This is a genomic window from Massilia luteola, from assembly GCF_034420155.1.
In the GTDB taxonomy this organism is placed as follows: Bacteria; Pseudomonadota; Gammaproteobacteria; order Burkholderiales; family Burkholderiaceae_D; genus Telluria; species Telluria luteola.
Map to the genome: position 1 here is coordinate 13,806 of NZ_JAXOFN010000012.1, position 14,581 is coordinate 28,386.

Genomic DNA, 14,581 nt, shown 5'->3' on the forward strand with positions numbered 1-14,581 from the left:
GTGGCAGAGGACGTCCCTCCGATCCTACGACGAACGGGATGCCGCCGGATCGACATGCAGGATACGATTTTTTCAGTGCCCGCGAAAGCGCCGGATCGCCGCGTCGACCATGCCTTCCGCGCTGCCCTGGCGTTCGTACTGCCCGCGCAGGAAGGTCGCGTCGCCGCCGTCGACGGCGGCCGCGGCCAGGTGCGGCAGCGCGTCCAGGCTGCCCAGCGCCTGCGCATGCGGTTCGATCAGGGTGAGCGTGGCGAGGATGTCGTCGCGCAGCGGGATCTGCTCGTAGGTCTTCGGATGGGTGATCACGCCGTCGAGGCCGAAGCGGCTGGCCTGGAAGCGGTTGTAGTTGTAGACGAGGTAGTCGTCTTCCAGCGGCGGGACGTCGTTCCGCTCGAGCAGGTGACGGCACAGCGCCTGCAGATAGGCGGCCAGTGCCGCGGCCCGCTCGACGGTGAGGGGCGTGTCGCACACGCGCAGCTCGATCGTGCCGTATTCCGGCTTGGGCCGCAGGTCCCAGTAAAAATCCTTCATGCTCTTGATGATGCGCGTGCGCGCCATCTTGGCGAAGTAGACGTTGGCGAAATCGTCCCAGCTGAGCGTGAACGGCGCGCGGCCGCTGAGCGGGAAGGCCGACACGGAATTCAGGCGCGCGGAATCGAAGCCGCTGTCGTGGCCCTGCACGAACGGGGACGAGGCGGACAAGGCGATGAAGTGCGGGATGTAGCGCGACAGCGCGTGCAGCAGGAACAGGGCGTCGTCGCCGCTGGCGCAGCCGATGTGCACGTGCTGGCCGAACACGGTGAACTGCTTGGCCAGGTAGCCGTACAGCGCCGACAATTCCTGGTAGCGCGGCTTGGCCGAGATGCGCTGCTCCGACCAGTGCTGGAACGGATGCGTGCCGCCGCCGGCGATGCCGATGTTCAGCACGTCGCCGGCGGCGACCAGCGTGTCGCGGATGTCGACCAGTTCGGCCAGCAGTGCGCCGTAGCCGGTCTGCACGCTCGAATTTATCTCGATCATGCTCTCCGTGATCTCGGGCGTGACGTTGCCGGGGAACGGCTTGCGCTTCAGGAGGTGCATCAGGTCGGGGCTGGCCGGCGTGAGGTCGAAGTCGGACAGGCTGACGAGCTGCAGTTCCAGCTCGACCCCGAACGTCAGCGGCTTCGATGTGGCGAAGGCTTCAAGCGGCATGGTTGCGCTCCGGCGCTTCGCGCGCCCACACGAGGGCGCGCTGCAGGATGATGGGACCGAACACTTCGAGCAGCATGGTGACCGCCGCCACGGCGCGCAATTCCTCGACCACCGCGACGCCCGCCTGGCGTGCATGCTCGATCAGGAGGACCACGAACACCGACAACGGCGTCAGCGCCACGCCCGTCAGCGCGCCCTTGCGCCAGGAGATGCCGGCGAGGTGCGCGAACGCGGTCACGCCGGCCGTCTTCGCTAGCAGGCGCACCAGCACGAGCGCCACGGCGAGCAGCGCGCCGGCCCACACGCGGCGCCAGTCGAGCGTGGACGCCGCGAACACGAACAGCACGACGGTGAGCAGCTCGCCCAGCGCGCCGAAGTTGCGCTGCGCCTGGCTGAACGCGACGCGGCGGTGGCGCGCCGTCAGCCCGAATGCGAGCGCGGCGACGACGGGCGACAGCCCCAGCGCATGCGTGATCGCCACGAGCAGGATCACGGCCAGCGCGAAGGCGACGGTGGCGTCCTGCGCCAGCTTGCCGAGCAGGCGCAGGACGCCCGGCACGACGAGCCCGAACACGGCGCCCGTGAAGGCCGACACGCCCAGCACGACGAGGCTGTTCCACAGCGCGTCGCCGACGTCTTCGGACGTGCGGAAGATCCACAGGCCGACGGCGGCGTTGAACGCGAACACGGCCAGCACGCAGTTCAGCGCGCACAGGTGCAGCGCCCGTTCCGTCACCTGGCCCGAGCTTTTCTGCTCGTTGATCACGCGGACGACGGTCGCGGGCGACGTCGCCATCGACAGCGATGCGAGCATCAGCCGGTCGAACAGGGGCGCGCCGAACGCGTTCGCGACGAGATACACGCCGACGAAGGTGAGGCCCGCTTCGAATAGGCCGGTGACGCCGATCCACGGATTCGTGCGCAGCCAGTGCAGGTTGATGCGGTAGCCCAGCTCGAACAGGATCAGCCCGAACCCGACGTCGGCCAGCAGCAGTGCCGTGCCGGTTTCCGGCCGCGGCAGCACGCCCAGCTGGGGCGCGGCCAGCACGAAACCGACGAGCCCATAAAAACTGATGCGCGGCAGGCCTGTCCAGCGCTGCCCGAATTCGCCGACGAGCCACGCCACCGTGATCGCGAACGGCCAGGCGAGACTGGTCAGGATCGCCAGGAATTCCGGCATGGCGGCTCCTTTGCCAAGATGTTATGACTTGCGGCTGATTCTACAAGATGGATATGTCCGCACGATTGCGTACGGCAGGCACGGCGCACACGTCACGCGTGGGCACGTGGTGCCCGCCATTGCGTGAACGACCCTCACCGTGGACGTTATTTGCTCAATAAGCGCATCGCCCGTTCGAGACCGTCCATCGTCACCGGGAACATGCGGTTGCCCATGATTCTCCGGACGACGTCGATCGACTGCCGGTACTGCCACAGGTGCTCCGGTTCCGGATTCAGCCACGCGAACTTGGGAAACGCGTGGCAGAACCGCGCCAGCCATTCGGCGCCCGCTTCGTCGTTGGCGTATTCGACGGAACCGCCCGGCGCCAGGATTTCGTAGGGGCTCATCGTCGCGTCGCCGACGAAGATCAGGCGCGTGTCGGACGGATAGGTGCGCAGCACGTCCCACGTCGGGAAGCGCTCCGCGTGGCGGCGCCGGTTGTTCTTCCACAGGTGGTCGTAGACGCAGTTGTGGAAATAGTAGAACTCCATGTGCTTGAACTCGGCCTTCGCCGCCGAAAACAGTTCTTCGGTACGTTCGATGTGGTCGTCCATCGTGCCGCCCACGTCGAGCAGCATCAGCACCTTGATGCGGTTGCGCCGCTCCGGCTGCATCCTGATGTCGAGCCAACCGGCGTTGTTGGCGGTGGAGCGGATCGTCTCGTCCAGCGCCAGTTCGTCGGCCGCGCCCTGGCGCGCGAAGCGGCGCAGGCGGCGCAGCGCGACCTTGATGTTGCGGATGCCCAGCTCGCGTTCGCCGTCGTAGTCGCGGTAGGTGCGCTGGTCCCAGACCTTCACCGCAGACCGGTTGCCGCCCTTGCCGCCGATCCGGATGCCTTCCGGGTTCGTGCCGCCATTGCCGAACGGGGAGGTGCCGCCCGTGCCGATCCACTTGTTGCCGCCCTCGTGGCGCTCCTTCTGTTCCTTCAGGAGTTCATGCAGGCGGTCCATCAGCTTGTCGTAGCCGAGCTTTTGCAGCTGCGCCTTCTGTTCCGGCGTCAGCTCGCGTTCCAGGCGTTTCAGCAGCCAGTCGAGGGGAATGTCCGCCTTGGCATCGAACACGGTCTCGATGCCCTTGAAGAAGGCGCCGAACGCGCGGTCGAACTTGTCGAAATGGGCTTCGTCCTTCACCAGGGTCAGGCGCGCGAGATAATAAAACTCGTCGAGCGACGGCGCGATCACCTGCTGCTGCAGCGCTTCCAGCAGCGTGAGGAATTCCTTGATCGAGACGGGCACCTTGGCGTCGCGCAGGGTGAAGAAGAAGTCGATCAGCATGCCGCGCTCCTGTTACTGCGCGTTGCGCGTGAGCCGGTAATGCAGGTGCGACTTGACCTCGTGCCACTCGCCGCGCACGATGCTGTACATGACGGTGTCGCGCACGGTGCCGTCGCGGCGCGGCGCATGGTGGCGGATCACGCCGTCCTTCTTTGCGCCCAGCCGTTCGATCGCGGCCTGCGACGCGTAGTTGAAATTATCGGTGCGCAGGCCGACGACGGCGCAGCCTAGCGTGTCGAACGCGTGCGACAGCAGCAGGAGCTTGCAGCTCGTGTTGACGTGGCTGCGCTGGCGGCTCCGCGCATACCAGGTGTAGCCGATTTCGACGCGGTCGATCGCGGGCATGATGTCGTGGTAGCTGGTCGTGCCGATGACGGTGTCGCTGGACGCGTCGACGACGGCGAAGGCGACGCGGTTGGCCGTCTCCAGCGCGGTGCGGATATAGGTTTCCGTCTCGTGCGGTGCGGGCACGGACGTGATGCGCAGGTTCCACAGCTCGCCGTCGGCGGCCGCCGCGCGCAGGCCGTCCAGGTGGCGCGGCGCCAGCGGTTCCAGGCGCACGCCGTTGAATTCGAGGGTGACGGGATCGACGTGGATCATCGGTTGTGCCTCGCCATCGCCACCAGGCGCTCGAACAGGCCGACGTCCTGCTCGTTCTTGAGCAGCGCGCCGGCCAGCGGCGGCACGATCGCCTTGCCGTCCTGGCTGCGCAGGACCTCGACGGGGATGTCCTCGGCCAGCAGGAGCTTCAGCCAGTCGAGGAATTCGGACGTCGACGGCTTTTTCTTCAGGCCCGGCACGTCGCGCAGTTCATAAAAACTCTGCAGCGCGGCGGCCAGCAGGTCGGCTTTCAGCGTCGGATAGTGGACCTTCACGATGTCGGCCATCGTGTCGCGGTCGGGGAATTTGATGTAGTGGAAGAAGCAGCGGCGCAGGAAGGCGTCCGGCAGGTCCTTCTCGTTGTTCGACGTGATGATGACGAGGGGCCGGTGCTTCGCCACGACCATCTCGCGCGTCTCGTAGACGTAGAACTCCATCCGGTCCAGCTCACGCAGCAGGTCGTTGGGGAATTCGATGTCGGCCTTGTCGATCTCGTCGATCAGCAGCACCACTGGCTCGGGCGCCGTGAACGCCTGCCACAGCACGCCCTTGACGATGTAGTTGTGGATGTCGCGCACGCGCTCGTCCCCCAGCTGCGAATCGCGCAGGCGCGAGACGGCGTCGTATTCGTACAGGCCTTGCTGGGCCTTGGTGGTGGACTTGATGTGCCATTGCAGCAGCGGCATATCGAGCGCGGCCGCCACTTCCTCGGCCAGCATGGTCTTGCCGGTACCGGGTTCGCCCTTGATCAGCAGGGGCCTGGCGAGGGTGAGGGCGGCGTTGACCGCCAGTTTCAGGTCGGCGGTGGCGACATAGTTGTCGCTGCCTTCGAAGCGTCGGGATGCGTGCATGGGCCTGCGCGGTTGGTGTGGGAATGCCAACGAGTATATGACAGAACGGCGTGGTGCGAAGGTCGTCCATGCTGCGCTGCCCAATGGACTCGACCATATTCTTCGGATAGAATCGATTGGATCGTGGCAAAAATGCCATTGCAGTCGCAGTACCGGGGGTCTGAAAAACCTGCTGCCGCCGCACGGGTCCAAGGCGCCCTATCGATTCAACCCAACGATAGGTCATCCATGAAAATTTCAACAGCTTTACTCGTGCTAGCCGCCGGCGCCTCGATGGCCGGCACGGCCGGCGCGGCCGACATCGTCGGCAATCCCAAGGCAGCACCCAACAAGATCGAAATGTGTATCGGTTGCCACGGCATCGCCGACTACAAGACCAGCTTCCCCGAAGTCTATCGCGTACCCAAGATCGGCGGACAGTCGGCCAAGTACATCGAGGCCGCGCTGCACGAGTATAAAAAGGGTGACCGCAATCACCCGTCCATGCACGGCATCGCGGCCAGCCTGTCCGACCAGGACATCGCCGACATCGCCGCGTATTACTCGCAACAGACCCCGGCCAAGTAAGGAGCGCGCCATGAATAAACTGATCATCGCGCTGACCCTGGGCGCCGCGTCACTCGCCCTGTCCGGCCAGGCCCTGGCCTCGGGCGACGCCGCCAACGGTGCCGCACTGACGAAAAAATACAATTGCGCGTCCTGCCATGGCGCCGACTTCAAGACCCCGATCGACCCGACCTATCCCAAGCTGGCCGGCCAGCACGCCGACTACCTGGTGCATGCGCTGACCGCCTACAAGCGCGGCACCAAGGTCGCGAATGGCCGCAGCAATCCGATCATGGCCGGCATGGCCCAGCCGCTGTCCGACCGCGATATGGCGGACATCGCCGCCTATCTGGAATCGCTGCCCGGACCGCTCGTCACGAAGCGCTGATCCGCGCGGGCCGTTACAATGACGGCCCATCCGGATCATCTGGAATCCCTCCTGCCGCACCGGCCGGAGGGATTTGTTTTTTTGGAGTGCCGCCGTGCCCGACGTATCCCCCTCCCATATCAAGACGAACGTATTGAGCGGCCTGACGGTCGCGCTGGCCCTGGTGCCGGAAGCCATCGCCTTCGCCCTGGTCGCCCATGTGGCGCCGCTGACCGGCCTGTATGCCGCCGTCCTGGTGTCCTTCATCACGTCCGCGTTCGGCGGCCGGCCCGGCATGATTTCCGGCGCGGCCGGCGCGCTGGCCGTCGTCATGGTGGCGCTGGTCGTCCAGCATGGCGTGCAATACCTGTTTGCCGCCATCGTGCTGATGGGCGTGCTGCAGATGCTGTTCGCGGCCGCGCGGCTCGGCAAATTCATCCGCATGGTGCCGCATCCCGTGATGCTGGGCTTCGTCAACGGCCTCGCCATCGTGATCTTCGTCGCCCAGTTCGAGCATTTCAAGGTGGGCGGCGGCTGGATGGCCGGCACGCAGTTGTGGACGATGCTCGGCCTCGTCGCGCTGACGATGGCGCTCGTCTACCTGACGCCGCGCATCACGAAAGCCGTGCCGGCCACGCTGGTCGGCATCCTCGCCGTCGCGCTGCTGGCGCACTTCGCCGGCATCCAGACGAAAACCGTGGGCGACCTCGGCTCCATCGCCGGCGGCCTGCCCGCGTTCCACGTGCCGGACGTGCCGTTCGACCTGCAGACGCTGAAGATCGTGTTCCCGTATTCGCTGGTGCTGGCCGGCGTGGGCCTGATCGAGACGCTGCTGACGCTCACCCTGATCGACGAGATCACGGACACGCGCGGCCAGCCGAACCGCGAAAGCCTAGCGCAGGGCGTGGCGAACGTCGTCACCGGTTTCTTCGGCGGCATGGGCGGCTGCGCGATGATCGGCCAGAGCATGATCAACGTCGGCAACGGCGCGCGCGGCCGGCTGTCCGGCATCTGCGCCTCGCTGTTCCTGCTGTCGTTCATCCTGTTCGGTTCCAGCGTGATCGAGCGGATCCCGCTGGCCGCGCTGATCGGCGTGATGTTCGTCGTGTGCGAGAAGACGTTCGAATGGGGCACGTTCCGCCTGTTCGGCAAGGTGCCGCGCGCCGACGCGCTCGTGATCGTGCTGGTGGCCGGCGTCACGCTCGTCTTCAACCTGGCGACCGCGGTGCTGGTGGGCGTGGTCGTGTCGGCGCTGGTGTTCGCGTGGCAGCACGCGAAGCAGATCCGCGTCACGACGACGCAGGACGCCGACGGCTGGAAGGTCTACGAGCTGGACGGGACGCTGTTCTTCGCGTCGGTGGGCGGCTTCCAGGCGCTGTTCGCGCCCAGGGACGACCCGCAGGACGTCGTGATCGAATTCCGCCGCGCGCGCGTGGCGGACCACTCGGCGATCCAGGCCATCGACGGCCTGGCGGAACGCTACCGCGCCCTCGGCAAGCGCCTGCACCTGCGCCACCTGAGCCCCGACTGCCGCGCTTTGCTCGAGCGCGCGAAGGACATGATCGAGGTGAACCTGCCGGAAGATCCGCGTTACCGCGTGGCCGACGACAAGCTCGATTAAACCTGCCGGTAGGGTGGGCGGCCTCCGCCCACCGAACGTACGCGCCGCGGTAACACTGGATTAACGCACGCGCCTGCGCACGCAGGCCACGTAGGCGTCGGTGTCCGGCTGGGTGCCGTGGCGCTGCGCCGACCAGATCATCTCGCCCAGGCACTCCATCATCTCGTGGTGCGCCTCGTGCTCGCCCACGCGCGCGGCCAGTGCCTCGAACGCGGCGCGGATGCCGCGCGGCTGGTCGATCGATACCTGTTCCGTGATCGACAGGTGCATCGACAAATGCAGGAACGGATTCGGCTTGCCGCCTTCGACGGCGTAGTCGCGCGCCACGGCTTCCTCGGCATCCGCCAGCTCGTCGTGGTACTCGGGATGCTGGTCGATCCAGTCGGCGGCGATGGCGTCCATCGGGGTCAGGATCTCGCCGGCGCGGCGCTTGCGCAGGGCCTCGCAAAAGAAGCGGCGGACGTCGTGGGAGGAGGGGGTGAACATGGCGGGAACCGTCGGAAAAACTGGAGGAAGGGCGTCATTGTAGCGCGATGGTGCCCGTCCCGCAGCGCGGCCACAGGTCCGCCCCGCGCGGTGTCCATCGGTTTCATGGCGCGCCGTCCAGCGGCGCGGCGCCGCCGGTCGGCAGCGGCACAGGCGCGGGCGCGGGTTTCGAGACGGGGGCTGGCGCGGGTGCGCAGTTCGTGCGCATGGTGGCCCGCAGCGCGCTGGCCTCGGCCGCATCGCCGCGCGCGTCATGCCATTCCGCCATATAGGCTTGCGCCATGCACGTGCGTGCGTGCGCGAGCTGCGCATCCTTGCCCGCTTCTTCCAGCAGGTGCGCCGCATTGGTTTTGCCGAGGTAGAAAGCGGCGATCGGCGCGGGCCAGTCGTCTTCCTTCTGCTGCTTCATTGCCGCTTCCAGTTCCGTCTGCGCCAGCGCGGCGTCGCCATGGCGCACGCGGGCGACGTACAGCCACAACGGGCCGAGGCGGTCGGCCGGCAACTGGTCGAGCGCGCGCCGAAGTTGCGGGATCGCCGTGTCCAGGCGCCCGGCCAGCATCTGCCGGCGGCCGAGCAGCAGGTTGGCGTTCGGCTGGCCCCGCGCCACGGCCTTGTCCAGCCAGGCGTCGCCCTGGGCCGGGTCGCGCGCCACGCCGCGGCCGTCGTAATACATCTTCGCGAGCGCATACTGGGCATCGGCATTGCCGTCGTCGGCTTCCGCACGCATCCAGGGTTCCAGGCCCGTGCCGCGCGTGAACACGTCGCCGCCCAGGTAGGCGATGTACAGCTTGTCCTGGCTCATCGCGAACAGCACGCGGTGCGCGCGCAGGAAGTCCTCGCCCAGGAACAGGTCGGCGCCTTGCGAGCCCGTCGAGCCGATGACGCCGAGCTCCACGTTGCGGATGGTTTCGTCGCCGAACTGCACGGTCTTGACGGGGGCGATCCAGTACGGCACGTGGTCGGAGCCGATGCCGCCGGTATCGCCCATGCGGATCGCACCCGGCCCGTTGACGTCGATGCCGGCCCGCTTGGCCGCGTCCTGCATCATGAAGCTGCGGTGGGCGCCGGAATCGATGATGGCGTCCATCTCCTTGCCGTTGACGACGACGGTGAAGTGCGGATTCGGGCTCCTGCCGTAGTTGCGCTCGAACGGCAGCACGACCGTGGGTTCCTTCCACAGCAGCAGCGACGCCTTGGCGCAGTCGCGCGGACGGTAGAATTTCATCCGCTTGGCGCGCAGGTCGAGTTCCAGGTCCATCTGCAGCAGGAACGGCGCGCCGAGGATGGCGTCGAACGGGGGCGTCACCGACGTGCTGCCGATGACGTCCAGTTCGATGCGGCGGGTGCTGTGCGTCGGACCGACCGAAAAATCCTTCAGCCGCGCGGAGTAGAGGCGCGAGATGCCGCCGAATCCCTCGATCCAGCGCCCCGTCATGAACGGGTTGATATCGCGCCGCGTGACGGCGTTCATGGTCAATGCCGTCGTCGACATGCCGGTGTCGACGAGCATCACGGCCGGCGTGCCGTTGATGGTCCCGTCGACGGCGGGGATGAGACTCTCGCTCGTGTAGCGGATGGGCAGGTCGGCCACGTCGATGTAGGTGCAGTGCTTCGTGTCGTCGGCCGCATGGGCGATGCCGGACAGCAGGCAGAGCAGGAAGGCGGTCCGGACGGACCGGGAGCGGAGCAGGGCGATGGTCATCATGACAACAATTCTACAACGCAATTTTGTAAAAAATACATTACAAGAATGTAAAAAAGGCAAAGACAACCGTTCGCACGGCTGCTTTGCCTTTGTTTTGTTGCGTCTGCGCTACTCGCGCCTTACTCCTTGCGCGTCACACCCTGCTGCGCCAACACCATCTTGGAACTGCCGGCCGCGTCGGCGATGGCCTTGCTGGCGACCGCCACCGCCTTGCTGCTGGCATTGGCGGCATTGCTTGCAGTCGCCGCCTTGCCGCCATTGCCATTGCCGTTGCCGTTGCCGTTCTGGCCGCGCCGCTCATGCGGCTGGCGCAGATAGCGCGAGCTGTGGCGGCGATCGCCGTTCGCGGGCCATGTGATGAAGCGCGACAACTCCTGCAGGGCGCGCTGGTACACGTCGCGCTTGAACTCGATGACGACGTCCAGCGGAACCCAGTAGTCGTGCCAGCGCCAGGCGTCGAATTCGGGATGGTCGGTCAGGCGCAGGTTCACGTCGTTGTCGCGCGCCACCATGCGGAGCAGGAACCAGATCTGCTTCTGCCCACGGTAGTGGCCGCGCACTTCGCGCTTGATGAAGTGATCGGGCACTTCGTAGCGCAGCCAGTCGCGGGTGCGGCCCACGATCTTGACGTGCTCCTGGCGCAAGCCGATTTCTTCCTCGAGCTCGCGGTACATCGCCTGTTCCGGCGTCTCGCCGTATTTGATACCCCCTTGCGGAAATTGCCAAGAATGCTCACGCACCCGCTTGCCCCACCACACCTCGTTGTTGGCGTTCAGCAGGATGATGCCGACGTTGGGGCGGAACCCTTCACGATCGAGCATAATTCACCTCGAAACTTTCTGCCGGCCGATCCCTCTTACATTTTTACCTAGCAATCCACGGAGCGTTGCCAAACCTACTGCGCGTTGCATTTCTGCCCTGCGATGCTCGCTGTACCCTCGTACAGCTGCGCTTCTCGATCAGAACTGCTGCCGTTCGTAACGGTTTTGCAAGGCTCCTTGAGTGCCTCTGTCGTGAACCTGCACAGGAACAACAGTAAGCACCACGTGTTTCGGACCCATTTGTATAAAGATTGGATGCATCAGCCAGCTAATCCTTTAAAATTAGGTCGATTATAACCCTCTCTTTTTAAAAAGAATTCACCGATATGCGCGCCTCACGATTTTTTATTTCAACGCTCAAAGAAGCGCCCTCCGACGCCGAGATCGTCAGCCATAAACTGATGATGCGTGCAGGGATGATCAAGCGACTCGGCTCCGGCATCTACACCTACATGCCGCTGGGCCTGCGCGTCATCCGCAAGGTCGAGGGCATCATCCGCGAAGAGATGAACAAGGCGGGCGCGCTCGAACTCCTGATGCCGATGGTGCAACCGGCCGAACTGTGGCAGGAGACGGGCCGCTGGGACAAGATGGGCCCGGAACTGCTGCGCCTGAAGGATCGCCACGGCCGCGACTTCGCGCTGCAGCCGACGTCGGAAGAAGTCATCACCGACGTCGTGCGCACCGAGGTCAAGTCGTACCGCCAGCTGCCGCTGAACTTCTATCACATCCAGACGAAGTTCCGCGACGAGCGCCGTCCCCGCTTCGGCCTGATGCGCGGCCGCGAGTTCACGATGAAGGACGCGTATTCGTTCGACCGTGACGTCGAAGGCATGCAGAAGTCCTACCAGACGATGTTCGACGCCTACGTCAGCATCTTCACCCGCTTCGGCCTGAAGTTCCGCGCGGTGGCGGCCGACAACGGCGCGATCGGCGGTACCGGCTCGCACGAATTCCACGTGATCGCCAGCACCGGCGAGGACGCGGTCGTCTACTGCCCGACGTCGGACTACGCCGCCAACATGGAAGCGGCGGAGGCGCAGCCGCTGATCGCCCAGCGCGGCGCGGCCACGCAGCCGCTGGCGAAGGTGTCGACGCCGAACACGACCAAGTGCGAGAAGGTCGCCGAGCTGCTCGGCATCGCGCTGGCGCAGACCGTGAAATCGATCGCGCTGACGGTCGAGAAGGAAGTCGACGGCAGGCAGGTCAAGGAAAACTGGCTGCTGCTGCTGCGCGGCGACCATGAGCTGAACGAAGTCAAGGTCTCGAAAGTGCCGGGCCTGGCCACCTTCCGCTTCGCCACCGAAGCGGAAATCCAGGACGCCTACGGCACCGTGCCGGGCTACCTCGGCCCGGTGGGCACGAAGCAGCCGGTCAACATCGTAGCCGACCGCACCGTCGCCAACATGGCCGATTTCGTATGCGGCGCCAACGAAGCCGAATACCACCTGACGGGCGTGAACTGGGGCCGCGACGTGGCCGAACCTGTCGTCGCCGACCTGCGCAACGTGGTCGAAGGCGACGCCGCGCCGGACGGCAAGGGCGTCCTTGCGATCGAACGCGGCATCGAGGTGGGCCACGTGTTCCAGCTCGGCACGGCATACTCCGCCGCGATGAACTGCGTCTACCTGGACGAGAAGGGCCAGCCGGCGCCGATGCAGATGGGTTGCTACGGCATCGGCGTGACCCGCATCCTGGGCGCGGCCATCGAGCAGAATTTCGACGACAAGGGCATCGTCTGGCCGGACGCCATCGCGCCGTTCGAACTCGTTTTGTGCCCGATGGGCTATGACCGCAGCGAGCTGGTGAAAACCGAGACCGATCGCCTGTATGCCGAGCTGCAGTCGGCCGGCGTGGACGTCATCGTCGACGACCGCGGCCTGCGTCCGGGCGCCATGTTCGCCGACTGGGAACTGGTCGGCGTGCCGCATCGCGTCGTGATCGGCGAGCGCGGCCTCAAGGAAGGCAACCTGGAATACCAGGGCCGCCGCGATGCCGAGGCAACCGCCGTCCCGGCTGCCGACATGGTCGGCGTCATCAAGGCCAAGCTGGGCAAGTGATGGCGCAACGGTTGATTGGCCGGGCGGCAGCCCGGCTCGGCCCGGTCTTGCTCGCCGCTGCGTTGTTGAGCAGCGGCGCGGCGCAGGCCGGCAACCAGAAAGAGGAAGCGCTGGCCGATTCGGTCCGGCTGGCGCTCGAAAACGCGATCCGCGACGGCCGCCCGCCCAAGCCGGTGTTCCGCGACGAGGTCGCGCGCGTGCGCTACCAGCAGTGGTTCGATGCGATGTCGGCGCGCCTCAAGCGCCGCCTGCCGGACGAGCAGACGCGCACGGAATTCCTCGAAATCGCCTGGTACGAGGCCACGCGCGCGGGCCTCGATCCGGGCCTCGTGCTGGGCCTGATCCAGGTCGAGTCGGCGTATCGCAAGTACGCCGTGTCGATGGTCGGCGCGCGCGGCTATATGCAGGTGATGCCGTTCTGGACGAAGGTCATCGGCGACTCGAACCGGCGCGCGCTGTTCGACATGCAGACCAATCTGCGCTACGGCTGCTCGATCCTGCGCATGTACATCGACATGGAAGGCGGCAACCTGTACCTCGCGCTGGGACGCTACAACGGCAGCCGCGGACGGCCCGAGTATCCGAATGCGGTGCTGGCGGCGTGGAAGAACTGGGAATTCAAGCAGGACGTGATGGTGTCCAGCCGCTGATTACGGAAACGTTTGGTGGGCACGGGGTGCCCACCCTACGGCAGTGTACTTGTCGGGTGGGCGGCGTCCGCCCGCTGAATACGGACACGTTTGGTGGGCACGGGGTGCTCGCCCTACGGCATCGTGACGATCGTAGGGTGGGCGGCCTCCGCCCACCATTCACGCGCGGATTTCTTCCACCAGTTGCTGCGCGTGCCGCGGCAACGCATCGACACTGCGCATGCACAGCGACAGCTGACGCAACGCCCACGCGTCGGCCAGCTCGAGCACCGCGATGTCCATCGTGCGCGCGCAGCGCCGTGCGGCCGGTTCCGACACGATGCCGATCCCGACGCCGCTCTCCACCATGCGGCACACCGCGTCGAAGCTGCGCAGGCGCACGCGCGCGCGCAGCGTGCGGCCGACGCGCTCGGCCTGCTGGCTCAGGTAGCGGAACAGGGCGCTGTCGCCGGTCAGGGCGACGTGATCGAAATCCACGAGGCGCGCGAACGCCACGGCCTGGCCGGCCTGCGTGACGAGCGTGCGCGCCAGCGCCGGCTGCGCCACGGCCACGAGGCGGTCGGTGCAGAACGGGAAGGTCTCGAGGCCCGACAGGTCGACCGTGTCGGCCACGATGCCGAGATCCGCGCCGCCTTCGCGCACCGCGCGCGCGATGTCGCTGGAGGTGCGCTCTTCCAGGTCGATGTCGACGTCCGGATGACGCGCCATGAAGCCGGCCAGCACCTCCGGCAGGTATTCGCTCAAGGCAGCCGTATTGCACAGCAGCCGCACCTGTCCCTTGAGGCCAGCGGCGTGCTCGCCCAGTTCCGCGCGCAGGCGCGCCAGTTGCTGGAACACGAGGCGGGCGTGGCGCTGCAGCGCGAGGCCCGCGGCCGTCGGTTGCACGCCGCGCCGGCCGCGCACGAGCAGCGGCACGCCCAGCGCCGCTTCCATGTTCTGGATGCGTTCACTGGTCGACGCCAGCGCCAGGTGCGCACGGGCCGCGCCGCCCGTGATGCTGCCGGCGTCCACCACGTGCAGGAACAGCTGCAGGTCCACCAGGTCGAATCGCATCGTTGCTCCTGTAGGGTGGGCGGCCTCCGCCCACGCGTGACGCCGGCAAACTGCATGCGTCACGCGTGGGCTCGGAGAGCCCGCCCTACGTGCGGCGCAGCACATAGCAAAAAGCCCCGGCTCGCCGGGGCTTT

At 66.3% G+C, this 14,581-nt stretch carries 14 protein-coding genes; 5 read left to right on the forward strand and 9 right to left on the reverse strand.

The window, feature by feature from the left end:
- Window positions 1–72 precede the first annotated feature (72 nt).
- The 5 genes from U9J41_RS13840 to U9J41_RS13860 form a co-directional block, all read right to left on the reverse strand.
- The gene (locus U9J41_RS13840) at window positions 73–1,191 is read right to left on the reverse strand and encodes a YbdK family carboxylate-amine ligase (RefSeq protein ID WP_322402782.1); all 1,119 of its coding nucleotides are present in this window, start codon (window positions 1,189–1,191) and stop codon (window positions 73–75) included.
- On the reverse strand, window positions 1,181–2,371 hold the full coding sequence (locus tag U9J41_RS13845; protein ID WP_322402783.1) for a cation:proton antiporter: 1,191 nt from the start codon (window positions 2,369–2,371) through the stop codon (window positions 1,181–1,183). The genes U9J41_RS13840 and U9J41_RS13845 overlap by 11 nt, the downstream gene beginning before the upstream one ends.
- A gap of 146 nt (window positions 2,372–2,517) precedes the next feature.
- Entirely contained in the window at window positions 2,518–3,687 is a 1,170-nt protein-coding gene (locus U9J41_RS13850; RefSeq protein ID WP_322402784.1) for a vWA domain-containing protein, read from the reverse strand.
- Window positions 3,688–3,699: 12 nt separating this feature from the next.
- Window positions 3,700–4,287 (reverse strand): GNAT family N-acetyltransferase, encoded by a 588-nt coding sequence (locus U9J41_RS13855; protein ID WP_322402785.1) that lies wholly within the window; start codon window positions 4,285–4,287, stop codon window positions 3,700–3,702.
- Window positions 4,284–5,138, reverse strand: coding sequence for an AAA family ATPase (locus U9J41_RS13860; RefSeq protein ID WP_322402786.1), 855 nt, complete (start codon window positions 5,136–5,138; stop codon window positions 4,284–4,286). Before U9J41_RS13860 ends, U9J41_RS13855 begins: the two co-directional genes overlap by 4 nt.
- Before the next feature lie 228 nt (window positions 5,139–5,366).
- Between U9J41_RS13860 and U9J41_RS13865 the strand changes: the two genes are divergently transcribed.
- The 3 genes from U9J41_RS13865 to U9J41_RS13875 all read left to right on the forward strand — a co-directional run bounded on the left by U9J41_RS13865 (window position 5,367) and on the right by U9J41_RS13875 (window position 7,672).
- Window positions 5,367–5,705: a c-type cytochrome gene (locus tag U9J41_RS13865; protein WP_322402787.1), complete on the forward strand. Its 339-nt coding sequence runs from the start codon at window positions 5,367–5,369 to the stop codon at window positions 5,703–5,705.
- Between the two features lie 10 nt (window positions 5,706–5,715).
- On the forward strand, window positions 5,716–6,072 hold the full coding sequence (locus U9J41_RS13870; protein ID WP_322402788.1) for a c-type cytochrome: 357 nt from the start codon (window positions 5,716–5,718) through the stop codon (window positions 6,070–6,072).
- Window positions 6,073–6,166: 94 nt separating this feature from the next.
- Window positions 6,167–7,672 carry a SulP family inorganic anion transporter gene (locus U9J41_RS13875; RefSeq protein WP_322402789.1) on the forward strand — a complete coding sequence of 502 codons (1,506 nt, stop codon included), beginning with the start codon at window positions 6,167–6,169 and terminating at the stop codon, window positions 7,670–7,672.
- Between the two features lie 60 nt (window positions 7,673–7,732).
- Here the strand turns inward: U9J41_RS13875 and U9J41_RS13880 are convergent, their stop codons facing one another.
- The 3 genes from U9J41_RS13880 to U9J41_RS13890 all read right to left on the reverse strand — a co-directional run bounded on the left by U9J41_RS13880 (window position 7,733) and on the right by U9J41_RS13890 (window position 10,684).
- Complete coding sequence (locus U9J41_RS13880) at window positions 7,733–8,158, reverse strand: DUF1841 family protein (RefSeq protein ID WP_056450148.1); 426 nt, start codon at window positions 8,156–8,158, stop codon at window positions 7,733–7,735.
- Window positions 8,159–8,261: 103 nt separating this feature from the next.
- Window positions 8,262–9,863 (reverse strand): retroviral-like aspartic protease family protein, encoded by a 1,602-nt coding sequence (locus U9J41_RS13885; RefSeq protein ID WP_322402790.1) that lies wholly within the window; start codon window positions 9,861–9,863, stop codon window positions 8,262–8,264.
- A gap of 119 nt (window positions 9,864–9,982) precedes the next feature.
- Window positions 9,983–10,684 (reverse strand): RNA pyrophosphohydrolase, encoded by a 702-nt coding sequence (locus U9J41_RS13890; RefSeq protein ID WP_322402791.1) that lies wholly within the window; start codon window positions 10,682–10,684, stop codon window positions 9,983–9,985.
- 326 nt (window positions 10,685–11,010) lie between these two features.
- Here U9J41_RS13890 and U9J41_RS13895 point away from each other — a divergent pair, with 326 nt between their 5' ends.
- Window positions 11,011–12,744, forward strand: a complete 1,734-nt coding sequence (locus tag U9J41_RS13895) for a proline--tRNA ligase (RefSeq protein ID WP_322402792.1) — start codon at window positions 11,011–11,013, stop codon at window positions 12,742–12,744.
- Window positions 12,744–13,394 carry a lytic transglycosylase domain-containing protein gene (locus U9J41_RS13900; protein WP_322402793.1) on the forward strand — a complete coding sequence of 217 codons (651 nt, stop codon included), beginning with the start codon at window positions 12,744–12,746 and terminating at the stop codon, window positions 13,392–13,394. The genes U9J41_RS13895 and U9J41_RS13900 overlap by 1 nt, the downstream gene beginning before the upstream one ends.
- A 159-nt stretch (window positions 13,395–13,553) precedes the next feature.
- Here the strand turns inward: U9J41_RS13900 and U9J41_RS13905 are convergent, their stop codons facing one another.
- A complete protein-coding gene (locus U9J41_RS13905) occupies window positions 13,554–14,447 on the reverse strand; it encodes a LysR substrate-binding domain-containing protein (RefSeq protein WP_322402794.1) in 894 nt (297 codons plus the stop codon).
- Between the last annotated feature and the right edge of the window lie 134 nt (window positions 14,448–14,581).

Bases quoted from the DNA above. Each gene is read 5' to 3' on its own strand.
- U9J41_RS13850 (WP_322402784.1), bottom strand. From the start codon at position 3,687: ATGCTGATCGACTTCTTCTTCACCCTGCGCGACGCCAAGGTGCCCGTC.
- U9J41_RS13870 (WP_322402788.1), top strand. From the start codon at position 5,716: ATGAATAAACTGATCATCGCGCTGACCCTGGGCGCCGCGTCACTCGCC.
- U9J41_RS13890 (WP_322402791.1), bottom strand. From the start codon at position 10,684: ATGCTCGATCGTGAAGGGTTCCGCCCCAACGTCGGCATCATCCTGCTG.
- U9J41_RS13895 (WP_322402792.1), top strand. From the start codon at position 11,011: ATGCGCGCCTCACGATTTTTTATTTCAACGCTCAAAGAAGCGCCCTCC.
- U9J41_RS13900 (WP_322402793.1), top strand. From the start codon at position 12,744: ATGGCGCAACGGTTGATTGGCCGGGCGGCAGCCCGGCTCGGCCCGGTC.
- U9J41_RS13855 (WP_322402785.1), bottom strand. From the start codon at position 4,287: ATGATCCACGTCGATCCCGTCACCCTCGAATTCAACGGCGTGCGCCTG.
- U9J41_RS13885 (WP_322402790.1), bottom strand. From the start codon at position 9,863: ATGATGACCATCGCCCTGCTCCGCTCCCGGTCCGTCCGGACCGCCTTC.
- U9J41_RS13840 (WP_322402782.1), bottom strand. From the start codon at position 1,191: ATGCCGCTTGAAGCCTTCGCCACATCGAAGCCGCTGACGTTCGGGGTC.
- U9J41_RS13845 (WP_322402783.1), bottom strand. From the start codon at position 2,371: ATGCCGGAATTCCTGGCGATCCTGACCAGTCTCGCCTGGCCGTTCGCG.
- U9J41_RS13880 (WP_056450148.1), bottom strand. From the start codon at position 8,158: ATGTTCACCCCCTCCTCCCACGACGTCCGCCGCTTCTTTTGCGAGGCC.
- U9J41_RS13905 (WP_322402794.1), bottom strand. From the start codon at position 14,447: ATGCGATTCGACCTGGTGGACCTGCAGCTGTTCCTGCACGTGGTGGAC.
- U9J41_RS13860 (WP_322402786.1), bottom strand. From the start codon at position 5,138: ATGCACGCATCCCGACGCTTCGAAGGCAGCGACAACTATGTCGCCACC.
- U9J41_RS13865 (WP_322402787.1), top strand. From the start codon at position 5,367: ATGAAAATTTCAACAGCTTTACTCGTGCTAGCCGCCGGCGCCTCGATG.